This is a genomic window from Paracoccus sp. TD-10 (genome assembly GCF_048270675.1).
Classification (GTDB): Bacteria; Pseudomonadota; Alphaproteobacteria; order Rhodobacterales; family Rhodobacteraceae; genus Paracoccus; species Paracoccus pantotrophus.
Genome location: NZ_CP182419.1, coordinates 129848 through 151220, shown reverse-complemented (window position 1 = coordinate 151220; position 21373 = coordinate 129848). Strand labels below are relative to the sequence as shown.

The window sequence follows — 21373 nt, the reverse complement described above, 5'->3', positions numbered from 1 at the left end:
GCGTGATAAGGGATAACCTCGCCAATTCCTTCGTGATACTGGCCGCTCAGCACGGACAATCAGACGACAGAGAACCCAGCCATGCCCGCATACCGTTCCCGCACCACCACCCACGGCCGCAACATGGCGGGGGCCCGCGGCCTCTGGCGTGCGACCGGGGTGAAGAACAGCGATTTCGGCAAGCCGATCATCGCCATCGTGAACAGCTTCACCCAGTTCGTGCCGGGCCATGTGCATCTGAAGGATCTGGGCCAGATGGTCGCCCGCGAGGTCGAGGCGGCCGGCGGCATCGCCAAGGAATTCAACACCATCGCGGTCGATGACGGCATCGCCATGGGCCATGACGGGATGCTCTATTCCCTGCCCTCGCGCGAATTGATCGCCGACTCGGTCGAATACATGGTCAACGCGCATTGCGCCGACGCCATGGTCTGCATCTCGAACTGCGACAAGATCACGCCGGGCATGCTGATGGCGGCGATGCGGCTGAACATCCCGGCGATCTTCGTCTCGGGCGGGCCGATGGAGGCGGGCAAGGTCACGCTGGGCGACGGGCGCAAGGTCTCGCTGGACCTGGTGGACGCCATGGTCGCGGCCGCCGACGACAAGGTCTCGGACGCCGACCTTGCCGCCATCGAGGAGGCCGCCTGCCCGACCTGCGGCTCCTGCTCGGGCATGTTCACCGCCAATTCCATGAACTGCCTGTCCGAAGCCCTTGGCCTGTCGCTGCCCGGCAACGGCTCGACGCTGGCCACCCATGCCCTGCGCAAGACCCTGTTCCTGGAAGCCGGCCGCCGCATCGTCGAGGTGACGCGCCGCCATTACGAACAGGACGACGCAAGCGTCCTGCCGCGCGCCATCGCCAGCAAGGCGGCGTTCCGGAACGCCATGTCGCTGGACATCGCCATGGGCGGCTCGACCAATACCGTGCTGCACCTCCTGGCCATCGCGCAGGAGGGCGGGGTCGATTTCACCATGGACGACATCGACGCGCTGTCGCGCCGGGTGCCCTGCCTGTGCAAGGTCGCGCCGAACACCGCCAATGTCCATATGGAGGACGTGCATCGCGCCGGCGGCATCATGGCGATCCTTGGGGAACTGGACCGCGCCGGGCTGATCGACCGCGATTGCCCGACCGTGCATGCCCCCACCATCGGCGCCGCCATCGACCAATGGGACATCGCCCGCAGCAACGATCCGCAGGCGCGCGAGCTGTTCCTGGCCGCGCCGGGCGGCGTGCCGACGCAGGTGGCCTTCAGCCAGGCGACGCTCTGGCCCGACCTGGACCTCGACCGCGAAAAGGGCGTGATCCGCTCGGCCAAGGCGCCGTTCTCCAAGGATGGCGGGCTGGCCGTGCTCAAGGGCAATATCGCGCCGGACGGCTGCATCGTGAAGACCGCCGGCGTGGACGAATCGATCCTGGTGTTTTCCGGCAAGGCCAAGGTCTATGAAAGCCAGGACGCCGCCGTCTCGGGCATCCTGACCGGCAAGGTCGAGGCCGGCGACGTGGTGGTCATCCGCTACGAAGGCCCCAAGGGCGGGCCGGGCATGCAGGAAATGCTGTATCCGACCAGCTACCTGAAATCGAAGGGGCTGGGCAAGGCCTGCGCGCTGATCACCGACGGGCGCTTCTCGGGCGGCACCTCGGGCCTTTCCATCGGCCATGTCAGCCCCGAGGCGGCGGCCGGCGGCACCATCGGCCTGGTGCGCGACGGCGACCTGATCGAGATCGACATCCCCAACCGCTCGATCCGCCTGGCGGTGCCCGAGGACGAGCTGGCCGCGCGTCGCGCCGAACAGGACGCCAAGGGCTGGAAGCCCGCGCAGCCGCGCCAGCGCCAGGTCTCGGCCGCGCTCAGGGTCTATGCGCAATTCGCCGCCTCGGCCGACAAGGGCGCGGTGCGCATCCTGCCGGAATAACGGCCCCCTTTCGCGCGCGGCGCCGGCCCGGCCGGCCCGGCCCTGCGCGCGCCCGCCTTCCGGGGCCGGTCTTCCCGGCCGCCATCGTCCGCGTCCCCGGCGCCGGCGCGCGAAACTGCTCGCCGGCCGGCGGCGAGCCCCAGCCGGACCCCTGCCCATGCCGCCCAGCATCCTCTGGCTTTGCCGCGACTTCCGTTTCCGGGACAATGCCGCCCTGGCCGCCGCCGCCAAGGCGGGGCCGGTGCTGCCGGTCTTCCTGATCGACGCCGCCTTGCGGGCGCAGGGCGCGGCCAGCCGCTGGCGGCTCCAGCGTGCCCTGCTGGCCTTCGACGCCGAGCTGCGCCGCCGCCATGGCGCGGCCGTGCTGGTGCTGGAGGGCGAGCCCGAGGCCATCCTGCCCGCCCTCGCTGCCCGCATCGGCGCGCAGACCGTGCATCGCAACGACTGGCCCGAGCCCGCCACCCTCGCCGCGCAGCAGCGGCTGGGCCGGGCCTTGGCCGGCACGCCGGCGCGGCTGGTGCTGCATCCGGGCCACCTGCTTGCCCATCCCCGCGCCCTGCGCACCGGCTCGGGCGGCGCCTATCGCGTCTTCACCCCCTTCGCCCGCGCCCTGCGCGCCATCGGCCCCGACCGGCCCGTTGCCGAGACCGCAAGGCTCGCGCCGCTGGCCGACCCGCCGCAGGGCCTCGCGCCCGACCGGCTGGAGCTGGCGCCGGACCTGCATCGCGGCCGCGCGGTGCTGGAACGCCACGCCCTGCCCGCGGGCGAGGCGGCGGCGCTGGCCCGGCTCGGCGCTTTCCTGGACCGCGCCGCGGATTACGCCGCGCAGCGCGACCGCCCCGACCTTGCCGCCACCTCGGGCCTGTCCGAACATCTGGCCATGGGCGAGATCGGCCCGCGCGACCTCTGGGCCATGGCCTCGGCCCGCGCCCAGGCCGATGCCGCCGCCGGCGCCGGCATCGCCGCCTTCCTGACCGAGCTGATCTGGCGCGAATTCGCCTGGCACCTGCTGGTGGAATTTCCGCGGCTCGCCCAAAGGCCCTGGCGGCCGGAATGGGCGGATTTCCCCTGGCAGGGCGACGGCGCCGCGCTGACCCGCTGGCGCCGGGCCGAAACCGGCATCGCGCTGGTCGATGCCGGGCTGCGCGAGATGCGCGTGACCGGGCGGATGCACAACCGGGTGCGCATGGTGGCGGCCAGCTGGCTGACCAAGCACCTGCTGACCGACTGGCGGCTGGGGCTGGCGCATTTCGCCGACAGCCTGACCGATTGGGATCCGGCCGCGAATGCGATGAACTGGCAATGGGTGGCGGGCTGCGGCCCGGATGCGGCGCCCTTCTTCCGCATCTTCAACCCCGAACGGCAGGCCGCGCAATTCGACCCGCAGGGCCGCTATCGCCGGCGCTGGCTGCTGGGCTGGCAAGGCGCCAAGGGCGAGGAGGCGCGGGCCTATCTCGACAGCCTGCCGCCCGGCTGGGAGGTGGCACGCGCCTGGCAGGACCGCGCCACGCCCGGCGGGCTGGCCCAGGGCCGGGCCCGCGCGCTCAAGGCCCATGCCGCCTTCCGCCGCCAGGCCCCCGGCCCCTGACCGGCCGGCGGCCGTGCCGCCCCGGTCCTGCGCATCGCGAAACCCGCGAGCCTAGCCCTCCAGGCCCAGCAGGCGCAGGGCCTGCCGGACCTGGTCCTCGACCGACAGGGCCATGTCCACCACCGCGCCATCCTCGTCGGCCGCCAGCGGCTCCAAGGCGGCCAGCTGCGAATCCAGCAGCTTGGCGGGGAAGAAATGCCCCGCACGATGCGACAGCCGGCTCTCCAGCAGCTCGCGCGGGCCATGCACGTGCAGAAAGCGCACCCGCGGCGCGCCTTCGCGCAGGATGTCGCGATAGGCCCGCTTCAGCGACGAACAGCCCATGACCGAGGGCCGGCCCAGCGCCTCGTTGCGCGCGATCTCGTCGGCCAGCGCCCGCAGCCAGGGCGCGCGGTCGTCGTCGTCCAGCGGAATGCCGGCGCGCATCTTGGCGACATTGGCCTCGGGGTGGAAGCTGTCGCCCTCGACGAAGGGCCAGCCCAGGTGCCGGGCCAGCGCCTCGCCCGTGGTGCTTTTGCCGGCGCCCGAGACGCCCATCACCACGACATGCTGCACCGCGCCCTTCACAGCAGCCACCAGCCGATCAGCGCGAAGCCAAAGGCGATGCTGCCCAGCAGCGTCTCCATCACCGTCCAGGTCTTGAGCGTGGTCTTTTCGTCCATCTCCAGGAAGCGCCCGACCAGCCAGAAGCCGGAATCGTTGAAATGGCTCAGCACGGTCGCGCCGCCGGCGATGGCCACCACCAGGAAGCAGCGGTCGAACTCGCTCAGCCCCGTCGTCGCCGCCACCGTGGGCGCGATCAGCCCGGCGGTGGTGGTCAGCGCCACCGTGGCCGAACCCTGCGCCACCCGCAGCGCCGTCGAGATGACGAAGGCCGCCACGATCAGCGGCATGCCCACCGCGTCGAGGCTGGAGGCCAGCGCCTCGCCGATGCCGCTGGCGCGCAGCACGCCGCCGAACATGCCGCCCGCGCCGGTCACAAGGATGATGGCGCAGATCGGCGCCAGGGCGCTGTCCATGATGCGCTCGATCTCGGTCGCGCTGCGGCCCCGGCCCAACAGCGCCATGGCCACCAGCACGGTGATCAAGAGCGCGATGGGCGTCTGGCCGATCAGCCGCAGCACCGTGACCCAGCCCGCGCCGGCATCGACGACGCCCATGGTCGCCAGCGTGCCCAGCCCGGTGTTCAGGAAGATCAGCCCCAGCGGCAGCAGCAGCACCAGCATCACCGTGCCGAAACTGGGCGGGATGCGGTCATGGCTCTCGGCATCGATCGCGCCCAGGATCTGCGGGATCGGCAGGACGAAGCGCCGCCCGGCCCAAAGCCCGAACAGGTAGCTGCCGAAGAACCAGGTCGGCAGCGCCACGACCAGCCCGACCACCACCAGAAGCCCGATATCCGCGCCCAGAAGGTCGCCCGCCGCCACCGGCCCCGGATGCGGCGGCAGCAGCGCGTGCATGGCGGCAAAGGCCCCGGCCGCCGGCAGCGCGTAAAGCAGCACCGAGCCGCCAAAGCGGTAAGCCACGCTGAAGATGATCGGCAGCATCACCACCAGCCCGGCATCGAAGAAGATCGGAAAGCCGAACAGCAGCGAGGCCACGCCCAGCGCGAAAGGCGCGCGCTCGGCGCCGAACTGGCCGATCAGCCGGTCCGCCAGCACCTGCGCGCCGCCGGTGATCTCCAGCAGCCGGCCGATCATGGCGCCGAAACCCACCAGCAGCGCCACCGTCGCCAGCGTCGAGCCGAAGCCCTGCATCAGCACCCCGATGACATCGGCCATGGGAATGCCCGCGACCATGGCGGTCATCAGGCTGACCAGGACCAGCGAGACAAAGGCATGCAGCCGGAACCGCATGATCAGGACCAGCAGCACAAGAACCGCCGCCAGGGCGATCAGCAACAGCACGGCCGTGCTGTGAACGGGCTCGACAGAATTCATGAAAGAGGCTCCTCCAGCGAAAGGGTCGTGGGACGGCCCTGGGCTCGTGTCCGCCGCGGCTTGAGGGGGCGGCCAGGCATCCGTCGGTTTTCGTGGCCGTTAGCGTTAACAGGTGCCGGGTGAAAAGTTAAGATGTTTCGCGCCGGTGCCGCGACGCGGTGGCAAGATCATGCAGCAGGCGCATCTCGTCCGACAGCGCCAGCTCCAGCGCGGCCTCCTCGCCCGCCAGGGCGCCGGGATCCTCCTGGCCGTCCAGCATCACCTCGCGGTCCTCCAGCCATTGCAGCATCTGGGCCCGCATATCCTCGGGCGAAAGTTCCAGCAGCTTCTGAAAGGTGCGGCGATGCGCGATCACCCGGCCTTCAAGGCCGTCGATCCGCGCAGCCAGCCTGTCCATCCTGTCCATGCGCGATTTCCCTGATGTTACCGGAAATCATGATGGCACAGATGCCGGAACCGGCAAAGCCGTTCAGTTCCGCGAGGTCAGGCTGCCGCCCTCGATCCGCCGCAACGAGATTTCCAGCCGCGCCTCGGCGGCCATGATCTCGGCGCGCACGCGCTTGGTATAGATCATGTGGTCCTGCGCCGCCCGCGCCGCCGCCGGCGCGTCGCAGGCCATGATCGCGTCATGGATGGCGCGGTGCTGGGCGCGCAGCACGTCGCGCACCTCGGGCCTTGCATACAGCTTTTCGCGGTTGTGGAACACGCCCTTGCGCAGCATGCCCGACAGCGCCCGCATGATCTGCAGCAGCACGATATTGTGGCTCGCCTCGTAGACCGCGACATGCAGGTCCACATCCGCCTCGGCCTCGTCGCGCGGGTCGGCCTTGTCATGGGCCTCGTCGATGCGCTCCATGCAGCGGCTCAGGGTCTGGCGATCCACGTCATTGGCCCGCGTCGCCGCCAGGCTGGCCGCCATGCCCTCCAGCGTGGCGCGCAGTTCCAGGTAATCGTCCACCACCTCGGGGCGCGAGGCCATCAGCTCGACCAGCGGATCGGTGATGCTGGTCGCCAGCGGCGCCACCCGCCGCCCGCCGCCCGGATCGGCGACGATCAGCCCCTTGTCCTCCAGCATGCGGATGCCCTGGCGCAGCGTCGGGCGCGACACGTTCAGCCGCAGCGCCATCTCGCGCTCGGCCAGCAGCGGGTCGCCGGGGCGCAGCGAGCCTTCGAGAATCAGATCCTCGATATGGCGCGCGGTGGTTTCCGCGGCGGGGGCGCCCTTGTTCACTTCGCTGGGCATCTGCGACTCCTCTGGCAACGGCCGCGATTTCAGGGGGTTAAGCGGCGGCTTCCGGTCCCGAAGATTAGCCGCAGCGCCGGGTCCGGCGCAATGGATTTCCCACTTGACCCAAGCGGTAAAATTATTTTACCAATAACAGAGGGAAGGTAAAGCGATCTGCTCAGCCGGTGCCATGCGGCGCCGGGTTGATCGCATCAAGGGGGGACAGTCATGACGGCAGACCGTGCGGACCTGCTGGACCGCCTGCGCGCCATCGTCGGGCGGGCGCATGTGCTGACCGCGCCCCGCGCCACCCGCCGCTACACCCGCGGCTTCCGCTATGGCGAGGGGCCGGTGGTCGCGGTGGTCCGCCCCGGCACTCTGGTCGAGATGTGGCGGGTCTTGAACGCCGCCGTCGCCTCGGGCCGCGCGGTGATCCTGCAGGCGGCGAATACCGGGCTCACCGGCGGCTCGACCCCCTGGGGCGATGACTACGACCGCGAGATCGTGCTGGTCTCGGTCATGCGCCTCAAGGGCATCCACCTGCTCGGCGCCGGCGAACAGGCGGTCTGCCTGCCCGGCGCCACGCTGGACGCGCTGGAAAAGCGCCTGCGCCCGCTGGGACGAGAGCCGCATTCCGTGATCGGCTCCTCCTGCATCGGCGCCTCGGTTCTGGGCGGCATCTGCAACAATTCCGGCGGCGCGCTGATCCAGCGCGGCCCGGCCTATACCGAGATGAGCCTTTACGCCGAGGTGCGCGCCGACGGCTCGGTGGCGCTGGTCAACCACCTGGGCCTCGATCTGGGCGATACGCCCGAGGACATCCTGGCCCGGGTCGAGACGGGCGAATTGCCCGCCCCCGCGCCCACCGACGCCTGGGCCTCGGACCGCGACTATGCCGAGCATGTCCGCGACATCGAGGCCGAGACGCCCGCCCGCTTCAACGCCGACCCGCGCCGGCTGCACGAATCCTCGGGCTGCGCCGGCAAGCTTGCCGTCTTCGCCGTGCGGCTGGACACGTTCCGGGCCGAAAAGGACACGGCGGTCTTCTATATCGGCAGCAACGACCCCGACGAGCTGACCCGGATCCGCCGCCATATCCTGGCGCATTTCCAGAACCTGCCCATCGCCGGCGAATACATCCACCGCGAAGCCTATGACATCGCGGCGCAATACGGCAAGGACACCTTCCTGTTCATCCGCCATGCCGGCACCGACCGCATGCCGGCCCTGTTCGCCGCCAAGGCGCGCATGGACGCGCTGACCGAGCGGCTGGGACTGGGCGCGACGCTATCCGACCGGCTGGCGCAGGGGATCGCATCCCTGATGCCCCAGCACCTGCCCAAGCGCATGAACGATTTCCGCGACCGCTACGAGCATCACCTGCTGCTGCGCATGGGCGGCGCCGGCATCGCCGAGGCCCGCGCCTATCTCTCAGCCATCTTCCCCTCGGCCCAGGGCGACATGTTCGAATGCACCCCGGACGAGGGCAAGGCCGCCTTCCTGCACCGTTTCGCCGTGGCCGGCGCCGCCGTGCGCTACCGCGCCATCCATGCCCGCAAGGTCGAGGACATCGTGGCGCTGGACATCGCGCTGCGCCGCAACGACCGCGACTGGGTCGAGCGCCTGCCGCCCGAGCTCGACGCGAAGCTCGCGAAAAAGCTCTATTACGGGCATTTCTTCTGCCACGTCTTCCACCAGGATTACGTGGTGAAAAAGGGCCAGGACTGTCTCTCCGTCGAGCATGAGATGTGGCGGCTCTTGGACGAACGCGGCGCCGAATACCCGGCCGAGCACAATGTCGGCCACCTTTACCACGCCAAGCCGGAACTGGCCGGCTTCTACCGGCAGCTGGACCCGACCAACAGCCTGAACCCCGGCATCGGCCAGACCTCGAAATGCGCGCATTGGCACTAGGCCGCGCCATCCAAGACGACCGCGCAGCATTGCGCACCCGCAACGGCGGAACCGCCCGCCCCATCTGAGGAGGAAAGATGGCTGGACTTATCACATTCATCCTGGCCCTGCTGCCCATCGCCACGGTCTTCGTGCTGCTGGTGGTGCTGGCGAAATCGGCCAAGTTCTCGATGCTGGTGGCCTATCTCGTCACCGCCGCCACCGCCCTGCTGATCTGGGGCACGGAACTGAACAAGGTTCTGGGCGCCACGGTGAACGGCGTCGTGACCGCCGTCAGCCTGCTCTACATCGTGTTCGGCGCCATCCTGATGCTCTATGCGCTGGAGGAAAGCGGCGGCATCCGCTCGATCCGGGCCGGCTTCACCTCGATCTCGCCCGACCGGCGGGTGCAGGCGATCATCATCGCCTGGCTCTTCGGCTCGCTGATCGAGGGCGCCTCGGGCTTCGGCACGCCGGCGGCCATCGCCGCGCCGCTGCTGGTCGCCATCGGCTTTCCCGCCATGGCCGCGGTCATGGTCACGCTGATCATCCAGAGCACGCCGGTATCCTTCGGCGCGGTCGGCACGCCGATCCTGGTCGGCGTGCGCACCGGCCTGGCCGACCAGCAGATCGTCGAGGCGACCATCGCGCCGATGGCCTTCGGCGATTACCTGCTGGAGATCGCCACCAAGGTCGCGATGATCCACGGGCTGATCGGCTTCCTGATCCCGCTGATCCTAGTCGGGATGCTGACCCGCTTCTTCGGCGCCAACCGCTCCTTTGCCGAGGGCTTCCGCATCTGGAAATTCGCGCTCTTCGCGGGCCTCGCCTTCACCCTGCCCTATTACATCATCGCCGCGACCCTGGGGCCGGAATTCCCCTCGCTGCTGGGCGGCATCATCGGGCTCATGATCGTGGTGCCGGCGGCGCGGCGCGGCTTCCTGATCCCGAAGGAAAGCTTCGACTTCCCGCCGCGCCGCGACTGGGGCGCCGACTGGACCGGCAAGCTCGACGATCTCGAGGATCACAATGCCCACAAGCCGGTGATGCCGCTGGCCAAGGCCTGGGCGCCCTATGTCTTCGTCGTCGCCCTGCTGGTCCTGACCCGCTCGGTCGCGCCGATCAAGGCCTGGCTGACCTCGCCCGAGATGACCATCGCCTTCCGCGACCTGTTCGGCTCGGGGATCAACGCCTCGGTGCAGGTGCTGTTCCTGCCCGGCACGATCCTGATCCTGGCCTCGCTCTTTACCTTCGTGCTGCATGGCATGTCGGGGCGCGACTACGGCCGGGCGCTGAAATCCTCGGGCACGACCATGATCGCCGCCGCCCCGGCGCTGCTGCTGGCGGTGCCGATGGTGCAGGTGTTCCTGAACTCGGCCTCGGACAGCTATGCCAGCATGCCCATCGTGCTGGCGCAGGGCGTCTCGTCGGTGGTGGGCGATGCCTGGCCGATGTTCGCGCCGCTGATCGGCGCCATGGGCGCCTTCGTCGCCGGCTCGAACACGGTCAGCAACATGATGTTCTCGCTGTTCCAGTTCTCGACCGCCGAGCAGATCGGCCTGGGGGCGGCGGGCGCGGGCACCGTGGTGGCGCTGCAGGCCATCGGGGGCGCGGCCGGCAACATGATCTGCGTGCATAACGTCGTCGCCGCCTCGGCCACCGTCGGCCTTGTGGACCGCGAGGGCGCGATCATCCGCAAGACCCTGATCCCCATGGCCTATTACGTGGTGCAGGGCGGGCTGATCGGCTTTGCGCTGCTGACCGGCAACCTGATGTGGTGGGCCGCCGCCGCGATCTGGGCCGCTGCCGTGCTGTTCTTCATGTCGCGCAACCGCGGCGCCGTCCCGGCCGCCGTGACCAACTAGGGGAAAGCCCATGACCGGAGAGCCAAAACCGACGGTCGGTCTGTTCGTGACCTGCCTTGTCGACGCCATCCGCCCGCAGATCGGCTTCGCAACCCTCCAGCTTCTTCAGGAGGCGGGCTGCGTGGTCGAGGTGCCGCAGGCCCAGACCTGCTGCGGCCAGCCGGCGCTGAACAGCGGCGACGACCGCGACGCGGCGCATCTGGCCCGCCAGACCATCGCGGCGTTCGAGGGCTACGACTATGTCGTGCTGCCCTCGGGCTCCTGCGCGGCGACCATGGTGCATGGCTATCCGGAGCTTCTGGCGGGCGACCCGGACTGGGCCGCCCGCGCCCAAGCCATGGCCGCGAAAACCCATGAGATCACCAGCTTCCTCTGCGATGTCATGGGCTACGCGCCCGCGGGGCGGAGGCTCAATGCCTCCGCCACCTATCACGACAGCTGCTCGGGCCTGCGCGAGCTTGGCATCGCCGCCCAGCCCCGCGCGCTGCTCAGCCATGTCGAGGGGCTGGAAATGCGCGGCCTGCCCGGCAACGATGTCTGCTGCGGCTTCGGCGGCACCTTCTGCGTGAAATATTCCGACATCTCGAACGCCATCGTCACCGAAAAGGCCGAGGCCGTCGAGGGAACCGGCGCCGAGATCCTGCTGGCCGGCGATCTCGGCTGCCTGATGAACATGGCGGGCAAACTGCATCGCCGCGGCGCAAAGACCCGCTGCTTCCACGCGGTCGAGGTGCTGGCCGGCCGCGCCGACGGCCCCGCCATCGGCGAGGATGCATCATGAGCGCCCGGCCCGATTTCAAGACCCGCGCCGGGGCGGCCCTGGCCGACCCGGTGCTGAAGGTCGCCATCGACCGCACCACCGGCAATGCCGAAAGGAAGCGCGCCGCCGCCCTGGCCGCCTTTCCCGAGTTTGAGACCGCCCGCGCCCGCGGCCAGGCGATCAAGGACCATGTCACCGCCCATCTGGGCCACTATCTGGAACAGTTCGAGCGAAACGCCACCGCCCGCGGCGCGCAGGTCCACTGGGCTGCCGACGATGCCGAGGCCCGCGCCATCGTCACCCGCATCTGCCTGGCCGCCGAGGCGAAGCTCGTGACCCGCGCCAAATCCATGCTGGGCGAGGAAATCGGCCTGCCGCATGCCCTGGCCGATGCCGGCATCGAGCGGGTCGAGACCGACCTGGCCGAGCATATCATCCAGCTGGCGGGCGAGGCGCCCTCGCATATCATCTGGCCCGCCATGCACCGCACCCGCGAACAGGTGGCCGAGCTTTTCAAGACCGGCCACCAGCCGCCCCCCGCCGCCGAGGATCCGGCGACCATGGTGCAAAGCGCCCGCCGGGTGCTGCGCGAGAAATTCCTGTCCGCCGATATCGGCATCTCCGGCGCGAATTTCCTGGTCGCCGATACCGGCGCCACCTGCACCGTCACCAACGAGGGCAATGCCGAGCTGACCACCACGCCGCCGCGCATCCATATCGTGACCGCGGGGATCGAAAAGCTGGTGCCCTCGACCGCGCATGCCTTCGCGCTCTTGCGCCTGCTGGTCCGCTCCGCCACGGGCGGCGAGATGACGCAATACACCACCTTCCATGCCGGCCCCAGGCGCCCCGGCGATGCCGACGGTCCCGAGGAGATGCATATCGTGCTGGTCGACAACGGCCGCAGCCGGATGCTGGCCGACGAGTTCCGCGAGATGCTGCGCTGCATCCGCTGCGGCGCCTGCATGAACCATTGCGTCGTCTATCGCCAGATCGGCGGCCATGCCTATGGCGGCACCTATCCCGGCCCGATGGGCTCGGTGCTGACGCCGGTGCTGGACGGGCTCGCGGCCTCGCGCGACCTGCCCAATGCCTGCACCATGAACGGCCGCTGCGCCGAGGTCTGCCCGGTCGGCATCCCACTGCCGACGCTGTTGCGCGCCTGGCGCCGCCGCAGCTGGCGCGAGGGGCTGGAGCCCGGATCGCTCCGCGCCGGCATCGGGATCTGGGCGCAAGTCGCCCGCCGCCCGCGGCTCTATCGCCTGGCGACCCGCATCGGCCTGCCGCTGATGCGGCTGTTCGGCAAGGGCGGCTGGATCGCGCGCCTGCCGCTGGCCGGGGGCTGGACCGCGCATCGCGACCTGCCCCGCCCGGCGCCGCAAAGCTTCATGGATCAATACCGCGCCCAGCAAAAGGCCCGCAAATGACCGCCCGCACCCGCATCCTCTCGGCGATCCGCACGGCCCTCGGCCCCGGCAAGCCGCCGGCGCAGATCGCCGCCGAGGCCGCCGCCCTGCTCGACGATCCCGACGCCGCCCGCCCGCGCCTGGCCGCGCCGAGCCTGCCCGACGCCTTCGCGCAGAAGGCGACCGCGCTCGGCACCAGCATCGACCGCATCGGCAGCCTGGCCGAGCTGCCGCGGGCCATGGCCCGCTATCTCGACGCCCATGGCCTGCCGCCCCGCTTCGCCATGCAGCCCGCGCCGGAACTGGCGGCGCTCGACTGGTCGGGCCTCGCCCCGCATCCGGGCATCGCCCCGGACGAGCCCGCGGCGCTCGGCCTCGCGCTGCACGGCATCGCCGAAAGCGGCTCGCTGGTCATCCATTCGGGACCGGAAAACCCGATCCTCATGGCCTTCCTGCCGCTGCACCATATCGTGCTGCTGCGCGAAGCCACGCTGCTGCCCTATCTGGAAGACTACGCCGCCCGCCTTTCCGCGCAGGCCGTGCCGCGCAACGCCATCCTGATCACCGGCCCCAGCGGCACCACCGATATCGAGGGCAGCTATGTCCGCGGCGCCCATGGCCCCGGCTTCCTGCACGTGATCCTGATCGCCGAGGCCGGGGCGGAACCGGGCTGACCGCCGCCCCGATCTGCCCTAGCATGGCGGCACCCGATCGGAGGGCCGCCATGCAAGACGCCGCGCAAGCGCAGGACATGCAGCAGGAAACGCCGCGCGAGCATTTCCTGCTTTTCGTCGCCATCCCGCCGCCCGAGGTCGCGGCACGGATCGAGGATGCCTGGCGGCTCGCGAACCGCCGCGACCGCTTCCGCCGCGCCACGCTGCACATGACCATCCTGCCGGTGATCCGCACCCCGCAGCTGGCGCCGGGCATGGCCGAGGCGCTTGGCCGGCCGCTGGACGGGCTCGACTTCCCCGCCTTCGACCTGGTGCTGGACCGGCTGACCACCTTCGGCCCGCCGCGCCGGCGCGACCGGCCGCTGGTGCTGGTCGGCCGGCAGGAACACCCCGCCCCCGACGCGCTGTGCCAGGCGCTCTGGCGGCGCCTCGCCCATGCCGGCCTGGCCGTCGCCCGCCACCGCGTCACCCCGCATGTGACGCTGGCCTATGGCAAACCCCTGCCGCCCGAGGGCATCGCCGTGCCGCCCGTGCATTGGCGCGTGGACGAGCTGGTGCTGATCGACAGCCTGCAGGGGCTGGGCCGGCATGTTCCGCTGGCGCGCTGGCCGCTGCCCTGAAACGGCCCCGAAGCCTTATCGACAATCCCCGCCCCCCGGCTTATCCATGCCGCCATGAGCGCAGGATCAGAAGAAACCCTGGCGGTCCGCATCAGCCGCGTGCTGGCCGACCGGATCGTGGCGGGCGAGATCGGCCCGGGCGAGCGCCTGCGCCAGGACCGCATCGCCGAGGAATTCGGCGCCAGCCACGTCCCGGTGCGCGAAGCCTTCCGCCGGCTCGAAGCCCAGGGCCTCGCCATCAGCGAACCGCGCCGCGGCGTCCGCGTCGCCGCCTTCGACCTGCCCGAGGTCAAGGAGGTGGCCGAGATGCGCGCCGCGCTGGAAGAACTCGCGCTGCGCCACGCCGCGCCGCACCTGACCCCGGCGATCCTCAATGCCGCCGAGGAGGCGACCAAGGCCGGCGACGCCTCGCGCGACGTGCGCTCGTGGGAGGCGGCGAACCGCCGGTTCCACAAGCTGATCCTGACCCCCTGCGCCATGCCGCGCCTGCTCGCCGCCATCGACGACCTGCATGCCGCCAGCGCCCGCTTCCTGTTCGCCGCCTGGCAGTCGAACTGGGAAACGCGCACCGACCACGACCACCGCGCCATCCTGGCCGCGCTGCGCAAGGGCGAGGTGGACCTGGCCTGCGCCACGCTGGCGCGCCATGTGCGCTGGATCGGCCGCCGCCCGGCCCCCCCGGCCAGCGACAAGCGCGACGCCTTCGCCATCCACGGCTAGGCCGCCTTCCGCGCCACCAGCCAGCTTGCGACATAGGTCAGCGCAACGCCCCGCGCCCCGCCATGCCGCGCCTCGTAACGGGCCATGAAGTCGCGCAGCGCGCCGGGCGAGCGGAACTGCCCGGCGCAGCCGTTGACCCCGGTGGCGCGCAGATGCCGCAAGACCTCCAGCGCGCCGGGGAAATGCAGCACGATCCGCCATTCCCCCGCGCCATGGCCCTGCCAGCCCGGCGGCAGCAGCGCCGCCATCCCGGCCCCGGTCAGATAGGACGGCGCCGCCGCCCGGCTGCCCAGCGCCCGCAGTTCCGGGAAATGCCCCGGCGCAAAGCCCGAAATCGCCAGCCAGCCGCCCGGCGCCACCGCCCCGCACAGCCGCGCCATCACCCGCGCCGGATCCTCGACCCATTGGAGCATCGAGGCCGAGGCCGCCAGGTCCACCGCCCCCGGCAGCGCCACCTCGGCCACGTCGCCCGGCAGGTAATCCGCCGCGACCCCCGGCAGTTCCGGCGCCGCCAGGTCGTTCAGCCACAGCCGCGCCGGCCGCAGCCCCAGCAAGTGCCGGGTCAGATGGCCCGAGCCATGGCCCGCCTCCAGCACCCGCGTCGGCCGATGCCCCGGCGCGGCGCGGCGATAGGCCGCAAACAGCCGCGCCGCGATCCGCCTTTGCGCCAGCGCCGCGCCGTCATAGGTCGCCATGCCGCGCGCGAAGGACCGCGCCACCCGCCCGGCCAGCGTATTCATGCCCCGGCCCCCGGCATGGGGCGGCAGGGCAAGGGCTTCCCCCGGCCCGCGCCTTTCGGGCCGCACCCATGCCCCCCGGCCAGCGCGAATGCCGATGCCCGGCTCATGCCAGCACCTCGGCCCAGTCGCGCCATTGCGCAAAGGGATTGTGCCCGCGATCCAGCACCCGCATCTCGACCGGCCAGCCCTGCCAGGCGCGGCGCAGGTTCCTCAGCGCAAAGATGCGGTCGGCCGCGCCCAGCCAGATGCGGTCGAAGCCCGGCACCTGCCCGGCATCCCAGCCCATCACCGCCTGCAATTCCTCGCGCAGCGCGGCGGGATCGGCGCCCGCGGCGACGGCGCAGCCCGCCCGCCGACCGAATTGCCGCAGCGCGGCCGGCGACAGGTTCTCGGCCGTGGCCCGCACCACGTCCCGCGGGATGCCCAGATCGTCGTCGCAGGGCGCCCATGAGCCGCAGGCCGCCACCTTGCGGCGGAACAGGTCCAGCCCCGGCAGCCGGCAGGCCGCCGCCACGCCAAAGGACCAGGCGACCAGGTCCATCGCCGCATAGCCCCGCGGCCAGTCCGGCGGTGTCAGGTCGCGGTAATCCGACAGCACCAGCACATCGGCCGGACCGGCCAGGTGCCGGAACGGCTCGGGCCCCACCGCCCAGCCGGTCAGCACCACGATCAGTTCCTCGGCGCCCGCGCGCTTCAGCCATTCCGCCCTCATGGCCAGCCCGCGATCTCGACCATGGCGGCGCAGATGCGCGCCACCTCGTCCGGCGCCGCGACAAAGGGCGGCATGCAGTAAAGCAGCCGCCCGAAGGGCCGCAGCCACACCCCGCTGTCGCGGCAAAAGCCATGCGCGCGCGCCATATCGACGGGCTCGCGCAATTCGATCACCCCGATGGCGCCCAGCACCCGCACATCGCGCACGCCGGGCAACCCGCGCGCCGGGGCAAGGCCGCGGCGCAGCCCCGCCTCGATCCCCGCGACCTGCCCCTGCCAGCCGCCCTCGGCCAGCAGGTCCAGGCTCGCGCAGGCCGCGGCGCAGGCCAGCGGATTGCCCATGAAGGTCGGCCCGTGCATCAGCACCGGCGCCGGCCCCTCCGCAATCGCCTCGGCCACCCGGCCTGACGCGACGGTGGCGGCAAAGCTCATCATGCCGCCGGTCAGCGCCTTGCCGAGGCACAGGATATCCGGCACCACCCCGGCGCGCTGCATGGCGAACAGCGTGCCGGTGCGGCCGAATCCGGTGGCGATCTCGTCCAGGATCAGCAGCACGCCATGCCGGTCGCACAGCGCGCGCAGCCCCTCCAGCCAGCGCGGGTGATAGAACCACATGCCGCCCGCGCCCTGCACCACCGGCTCGACGATGAAGCCGGCGATCTCATGCGCCTTCTCGGCAAACAGCGCCTCGACCGCGGCAAGCCCGTTCCGCGCCGGATCCTCGTCCCATTCCGCACCGAAGGGAATGGGCGGGCGCGGCACGAAATGCTGCACCTGCAAGGCGGCGCCGAAATGGGCATGCATCCCGGTTTCGGGATCGCAGAGGCTCATCGCCTTCCAGGTATCGCCGTAATAGCCGCCGCGGGCGCTGGCGAAACCCGTCCGCCCCGCCTGCCCCAGCCCGGCCTGGGCCTGCACCGCCATCTTCAGCGCCACCTCGACCGCGACCGAGCCGCTGTCGCTGTAAAAGATCCGATCCAGCCCCGCCGGCAGCATCGCGACCAGCCGCCGCGCCAGCCCGACGGCCGGCCCATGCGTCAGCCCGCCGAACATCACATGCGGCAGGCGCTCCAGCTGCGCCTGCATCGCCGCGACCAGCCGCGGGTGGCGATGGCCATGCGCCGCCGCCCACCAGGAGGACATGGCGTCGATCATCCGCGCCCCATCCGCCAGCGTAAGCCAGACCCCCTCGGCCGCCGCGACCTCATGCACCGGCCCCGGCGCGCGCATCGAGCCATAGGGATGCCACAGGTGCCGCCGGTCGAACGCCAGATCCCGCATCACAGCACCCCCCGGATTGCCGCCACGTCGATGCCGGCAAAGGCATCGGCCAGCGCCTCGGCCGTCACCTGCTCCAGCAGCGGCAGCCGGCCCAGGTCGCGCACCGCGCCGATCTCGCAGATCACCCGGCGGCTGTCCTCGGCCTCCGCGCCGATGAAGGCCACGCCCGCCACCCGGCAGCCCGCCGCCCGCAGCGCCGTCAGCGACAGCAGGGAATGGTTGATGGTGCCCAAGGCGGTGCGGCAGCACAGCACCACCGGCGCGCCCCAGCCGGCGATCACCTGCAGGTAAAGCAGGCGCCGGGTCAGCGGCACCATCAGCCCGCCCGCCGCCTCGACCACCAGCGGGGCCACCGGGGGCAAGGCCAGCCGCACCGGGTCGATCGCGACCCCCTCGCGCTCGGCCGCCAGATGCGGCGAGGCCGGCAGGCGCAGCCGATAGGCCTCGGGCAGCACCGGACGGCCGGAAAGCCGCGCCACGATCTCGCTGTCGGTCTCCTCCTCCAGCCCGGCCTGCACCGGCTTCCAATAGCTCGCGCCCAGCGCGCGGGTCAGCCCGGCGCTGAACACGGTCTTGCCGATGCCGGTATCGGTGCCGGCGACCACCACCGCGCTCATGCCGCCGCCCTTTCCAGCGCCGCGATGGCCGCAAACAGCGCCGCGATATCCTCCGCCCCGACATTGCCGGTGACGGACAGGCGCAGCCGCGCCGTCCCCTTCGGCACGGTCGGCGGCCGGATGGCGCGGATGTCGAAGCCCTGCGCCTGCAAGGCCCCGGCCAGCGCCAAAGCCCGCCGGTCGTCGCCGACGATCACCGGCACGATCTGGCTCTGCACCGCGATGCCGCAACCCCGCGCCGCCTCGGCCGCCAGCGCCATGCGCGCCCGCGCGCCCGCGACCAGCGCCGGCACCTCCGCCAGCGCCCGCAAGGCCGCGCGCAGCACCGCCGCCGACAAAGGCGAGGGCGCGGTGGCATAGATGAAGGGCCGCGCCTTGTTCACCAAGGTCTCGACCAGCACCCGGTCGGCGCAGACCAGCGCGCCCGAGCCGCCCAGCCCCTTGCCGCCGGTATGCAGGCTCACCAGCGCGCAGCCCAGCCCATGCGCCAGCCCCCTGCCCTGCGGGCCGAAAACGCCGGTGGCATGCGCCTCGTCGACCACCAGCACTGCGTCCTCGCGCGCGGCCAGCGCGGCCAAAGCCGGCAAGGGCGCCAGGTCGCCCTCCATCGAATAGACGCTTTCGACCGCGATCCAGGCCCGGCCGCGGCCGCCCGCATCGCGCCACTCGGCGATCACCCGCGCCGCGTCGCCGGCATCGTTATGGGCAAAGCCGCGGCATTCCGCCCGGCCCAGCCGCATCCCCTCATGCGCGCTGGCATGGACCAGCGCGTCATGGAGCACCAGGTCGCCCTGCATCGGCAGCGCCGAAAAGATCGCCTGGTTGGCCTGGAAGCCGCCGCCCATGTAAAGGCACGCCTCGGCGCCGAAGAAATCCGCCGCCTCGGCCTCCAGCGCCTGATGCTCGGCATGGTTGCCGCGCAGCAGCCGCGACCCCCCGGCGCCCACCGGCACGCCGCGCGCCAGCGCATCCCGCGCCGACCGCGCCAGCAGTGCCGACCCCGCCAGCCCCAGATAGTCGTTCGAGGCGAAGTCCAGCCCCGCCGCCGGCGCCACCCGGCGCAGCCGCCCGCGCCGCACCAAGGCCTCCAGCGCCGCCCCGTGCCGGGAAAAGCTCATGCCGCGCAGCCCTCCCGCGACGCCTCCGGCACCTCGGCCCGCAGCCCCAGCCTGGCGAACAGCCGCGCATCCTTGTCCTCGCCCGGGTTTCCGGCGGTCAGCAGCACATCGCCGACGAAGATCGAATTGGCGCCGGCGAAAAAGCACATCGCCTGCATCTCGTCGCTCATCTCGGACCGGCCGGCCGACAGCCGCACATGGGATGTCGGCATCAGGATGCGCGCCGTGGCGATGGTGCGCACCATCTCGATCGGGTCCAGCTTGGGCACATCGGCCAGCGGCGTGCCCGCCATCGGCATCAGCATGTTGATCGGCACCGATTGCGGCGGCACCTCCAGCCCGGCCAGCGTCTCCAGCATGGAAATGCGGTCCGCCTCGGTCTCGCCCATGCCGACGATGCCGCCGGCGCAGACATGGATGCCCGCCGCCTGCACCCGCTCCAGCGTGTCCAGCCGGTCCTGGAAGCTGCGCGTGGTGATGATCTCGGAATAATAGCGTTCCGAGGTGTCGATATTGTGGTTGTAATAATCCAGCCCCGCGTCCTTCAGCCGCAGCGCCTGGTCCGCGTCCAGCATGCCCAGCGTCATGCAGGTCTCCATCCCCAGCGCCTTGACGCCGCGGATCATTGCCAGCACCGCCGGCATGTCGCGTTCCTTGGGCGACCGCCAGGCCGCGCCCATGCAATAGCGCGTCGCCCCCGCTTCCTTGGCGCGCCGGGCCTCGGCCAGCACCCGCTCGACCTCCATCAGCTTCGAGGCCGAGAGTTCCGAGCCGTTGCGCGCCGATTGCGAGCAATAGGCGCAATCCTCGGGGCAGCCGCCGGTCTTGATCGACAGAAGCTTCGAGCATTGCACGACATTCGGGTCGAAATGCGCCCGATGCACGGTCTGGGCCTGGAACAGCAGGTCCATCAGAGGCTGGCGATAGATCTCGGCGGCGCGGCGCGATTGCTGGGGCATGGATACCTCCCTGAGCCTTGAATCGGGGAGTATCTATAAAACCGGAATCGCGCCCTGTTAATCTGGATATATTATCTATTATTTATCGGGCCGGGATGGTGGCAAGAAAATATTGACCTTTCAACGGCTTGCGCCTGCCCCCCCGATCCGGAAGCCGGTTCAGTCATCCATGCCCAGCTCTGCCAGGCTGGCGGGATGGAACGGCACCTCGACCCGGCGGCCGGTTTCGTCCTTGCCATGCACCTCATAGCAGCCGTCCTCGACGGCGACATTATGGACCGGCCAGCCCTGCCCCTTCAGCCGGGCCTCCAGCCCCTCGACGGGGCGCCAGTCCGCCCGCGGCACAGGGCGATCGGCAAGCGCGGCGACGGGACAGGCCAGGGTGATCAGGGCCGCGGCGCCCAGCGACGGGCGCATGATTCTTTCTCCTGCATTTGCGTTTTCGCGCCGCCGCAATAGCAGGGCCGGGCTGACAGCCCGCTTGCTGCGCCCGCGCCTTCACGGGCCCAGGATGCGCAGCTTGCCGACGCGCCCGTCGCAGCGTTGCACGGCGATGCGCAGCCGCTCCAGCAGATGCGTCTGGACGTAATTGGCGTGAAAGCGGCTGGGCGCGAACAGCGTCAGGCAGCTTTCGCTGCGCTCGGCCTCGATCAGCCCGGCGAACCAGGCGTCGAACAGCGCCGGATCCTCCTCGGCCAGCCGGGCGCGCGCCTCGGCCCACAGCCCCTCGGCCGGCATCGGCTCGGGCCGGTGCAGCGGCACGACATTGCTCGTCGGCTCGGCGCGCTTGCCGCCGACCCGCTCGACGAAATCCGGGCCGATATTCGGCCATTCCGGCTTTGTATCCAACAGGATACGCTCCAGGTTCAGGCCCAGGACCGACACCCGGCCGCGTGCGCCCTGCTGCTTGATCTCGATCCAGCCCAGGGCGCGCAGCTTGGCCATCTCGCGCTTGACGGTGCGTTCGTCGACGCACCACAGCCGGGCGATCTCGCGCTGGCCGATGGTCAGTTCGTCGCGCTGCCAGTTGTAGCGGGTGGTGATCAGTGCCATCAGCCGCAGCACCAGGCGCTGGCGATGCTTGTCGCCGGCCAGCCCATGCGCCATCATGGCCGAGAGCAAGTCATATTTCTTCGCCGCCGCCTCTCGGCCGACGGCACGCATCACCTGCATGTCTGCTCCTGCGCCCCGGTATTCCCGGCTGCCTTCCATCTGCCCGCCTCGCCCTGCCCATCGGGGCAAGACCGGATGACCGCGTCGGTTTGGCACCGTTTGAAACGCTTTTCGTCATCCCTTTCGTATTTGCGTCCTGAAATCCGATTCTGTCAAGCGATTC

Annotated in this window: 21 protein-coding genes; 9 read left to right on the top strand and 12 right to left on the bottom strand. The window is 70.8% G+C overall.

What is annotated here, in order from left to right; translation table 11 throughout:
• Nucleotides 1–81: 81 nt before the first annotated feature.
• Together ilvD and ACNKFW_RS11655 are read left to right on the top strand one after the other, a co-directional pair.
• Nucleotides 82–1920 carry a dihydroxy-acid dehydratase gene (gene ilvD / locus ACNKFW_RS11660; protein WP_024843728.1) on the top strand — a complete coding sequence of 613 codons (1839 nt, stop codon included), beginning with the start codon at nucleotides 82–84 and terminating at the stop codon, nucleotides 1918–1920.
• Between the two features lie 157 nt (nucleotides 1921–2077).
• Entirely contained in the window at nucleotides 2078–3508 is a 1431-nt protein-coding gene (locus tag ACNKFW_RS11655) for a cryptochrome/photolyase family protein (RefSeq protein WP_147428593.1), read from the top strand.
• A 51-nt stretch (nucleotides 3509–3559) separates the two neighbouring features.
• On the opposite strand, the gene ACNKFW_RS11650 is transcribed toward ACNKFW_RS11655, so the two are convergent.
• The 4 genes from ACNKFW_RS11650 to ACNKFW_RS11635 all read right to left on the bottom strand — a co-directional run bounded on the left by ACNKFW_RS11650 (nucleotide 3560) and on the right by ACNKFW_RS11635 (nucleotide 6691).
• Nucleotides 3560–4045: a gluconokinase gene (locus ACNKFW_RS11650; protein ID WP_036747281.1), complete on the bottom strand. Its 486-nt coding sequence runs from the start codon at nucleotides 4043–4045 to the stop codon at nucleotides 3560–3562.
• A gap of 26 nt (nucleotides 4046–4071) precedes the next feature.
• Nucleotides 4072–5448: a GntP family permease gene (locus tag ACNKFW_RS11645; RefSeq protein WP_147428595.1), complete on the bottom strand. Its 1377-nt coding sequence runs from the start codon at nucleotides 5446–5448 to the stop codon at nucleotides 4072–4074.
• A 127-nt stretch (nucleotides 5449–5575) separates the two neighbouring features.
• The gene (locus tag ACNKFW_RS11640) at nucleotides 5576–5854 is read right to left on the bottom strand and encodes a hypothetical protein (protein WP_024843724.1); all 279 of its coding nucleotides are present in this window, start codon (nucleotides 5852–5854) and stop codon (nucleotides 5576–5578) included.
• A gap of 63 nt (nucleotides 5855–5917) precedes the next feature.
• Entirely contained in the window at nucleotides 5918–6691 is a 774-nt protein-coding gene (locus ACNKFW_RS11635; protein ID WP_024843723.1) for an FCD domain-containing protein, read from the bottom strand.
• 210 nt (nucleotides 6692–6901) lie between these two features.
• Here ACNKFW_RS11635 and dld point away from each other — a divergent pair, with 210 nt between their 5' ends.
• From dld to ACNKFW_RS11600, 7 genes are all read left to right on the top strand, one after another.
• Nucleotides 6902–8587 carry a D-lactate dehydrogenase gene (dld, locus tag ACNKFW_RS11630; RefSeq protein ID WP_147428597.1) on the top strand — a complete coding sequence of 562 codons (1686 nt, stop codon included), beginning with the start codon at nucleotides 6902–6904 and terminating at the stop codon, nucleotides 8585–8587.
• 77 nt (nucleotides 8588–8664) lie between these two features.
• A complete protein-coding gene (locus ACNKFW_RS11625; protein ID WP_147428599.1) occupies nucleotides 8665–10431 on the top strand; it encodes an L-lactate permease in 1767 nt (588 codons plus the stop codon).
• A 10-nt stretch (nucleotides 10432–10441) separates the two neighbouring features.
• On the top strand, nucleotides 10442–11212 hold the full coding sequence (locus ACNKFW_RS11620; protein WP_147428601.1) for a (Fe-S)-binding protein: 771 nt from the start codon (nucleotides 10442–10444) through the stop codon (nucleotides 11210–11212).
• Nucleotides 11209–12618: a lactate utilization protein B gene (locus ACNKFW_RS11615; RefSeq protein WP_024843718.1), complete on the top strand. Its 1410-nt coding sequence runs from the start codon at nucleotides 11209–11211 to the stop codon at nucleotides 12616–12618. Before ACNKFW_RS11620 ends, ACNKFW_RS11615 begins: the two co-directional genes overlap by 4 nt.
• Nucleotides 12615–13271, top strand: a complete 657-nt coding sequence (locus tag ACNKFW_RS11610; RefSeq protein WP_114669223.1) for a LutC/YkgG family protein — start codon at nucleotides 12615–12617, stop codon at nucleotides 13269–13271. Before ACNKFW_RS11615 ends, ACNKFW_RS11610 begins: the two co-directional genes overlap by 4 nt.
• A 50-nt stretch (nucleotides 13272–13321) precedes the next feature.
• The gene (locus tag ACNKFW_RS11605; protein ID WP_147428603.1) at nucleotides 13322–13891 is read left to right on the top strand and encodes a 2'-5' RNA ligase family protein; all 570 of its coding nucleotides are present in this window, start codon (nucleotides 13322–13324) and stop codon (nucleotides 13889–13891) included.
• Nucleotides 13892–13945: 54 nt separating this feature from the next.
• On the top strand, nucleotides 13946–14611 hold the full coding sequence (locus ACNKFW_RS11600; RefSeq protein WP_024843715.1) for a GntR family transcriptional regulator: 666 nt from the start codon (nucleotides 13946–13948) through the stop codon (nucleotides 14609–14611).
• On the opposite strand, the gene ACNKFW_RS11595 is transcribed toward ACNKFW_RS11600, so the two are convergent.
• From ACNKFW_RS11595 to ACNKFW_RS11560, 8 genes are all read right to left on the bottom strand, one after another.
• A complete protein-coding gene (locus ACNKFW_RS11595; protein WP_147428605.1) occupies nucleotides 14608–15351 on the bottom strand; it encodes a methyltransferase domain-containing protein in 744 nt (247 codons plus the stop codon). The two genes, ACNKFW_RS11600 and ACNKFW_RS11595, sit on opposite strands and share 4 nt — an antisense overlap.
• A 103-nt stretch (nucleotides 15352–15454) precedes the next feature.
• Nucleotides 15455–16063, bottom strand: coding sequence for a pimeloyl-ACP methyl esterase BioG family protein (locus ACNKFW_RS11590; RefSeq protein WP_147428607.1), 609 nt, complete (start codon nucleotides 16061–16063; stop codon nucleotides 15455–15457).
• Nucleotides 16060–17343 (bottom strand): adenosylmethionine--8-amino-7-oxononanoate transaminase, encoded by a 1284-nt coding sequence (gene bioA / locus ACNKFW_RS11585; RefSeq protein WP_147428609.1) that lies wholly within the window; start codon nucleotides 17341–17343, stop codon nucleotides 16060–16062. Before bioA ends, ACNKFW_RS11590 begins: the two co-directional genes overlap by 4 nt.
• Complete coding sequence (gene bioD, locus ACNKFW_RS11580; RefSeq protein ID WP_147428611.1) at nucleotides 17343–17960, bottom strand: dethiobiotin synthase; 618 nt, start codon at nucleotides 17958–17960, stop codon at nucleotides 17343–17345. Before bioD ends, bioA begins: the two co-directional genes overlap by 1 nt.
• Complete coding sequence (locus ACNKFW_RS11575; RefSeq protein WP_147428613.1) at nucleotides 17957–19078, bottom strand: aminotransferase class I/II-fold pyridoxal phosphate-dependent enzyme; 1122 nt, start codon at nucleotides 19076–19078, stop codon at nucleotides 17957–17959. Before ACNKFW_RS11575 ends, bioD begins: the two co-directional genes overlap by 4 nt.
• A complete protein-coding gene (bioB, locus tag ACNKFW_RS11570) occupies nucleotides 19075–20037 on the bottom strand; it encodes a biotin synthase BioB (protein WP_147428615.1) in 963 nt (320 codons plus the stop codon). Before bioB ends, ACNKFW_RS11575 begins: the two co-directional genes overlap by 4 nt.
• A gap of 159 nt (nucleotides 20038–20196) precedes the next feature.
• The gene (locus tag ACNKFW_RS11565) at nucleotides 20197–20454 is read right to left on the bottom strand and encodes a PepSY domain-containing protein (RefSeq protein WP_147428617.1); all 258 of its coding nucleotides are present in this window, start codon (nucleotides 20452–20454) and stop codon (nucleotides 20197–20199) included.
• An 81-nt stretch (nucleotides 20455–20535) separates the two neighbouring features.
• The gene (locus ACNKFW_RS11560) at nucleotides 20536–21210 is read right to left on the bottom strand and encodes a DnaA N-terminal domain-containing protein (RefSeq protein ID WP_024843707.1); all 675 of its coding nucleotides are present in this window, start codon (nucleotides 21208–21210) and stop codon (nucleotides 20536–20538) included.
• Nucleotides 21211–21373 lie beyond the last annotated feature (163 nt).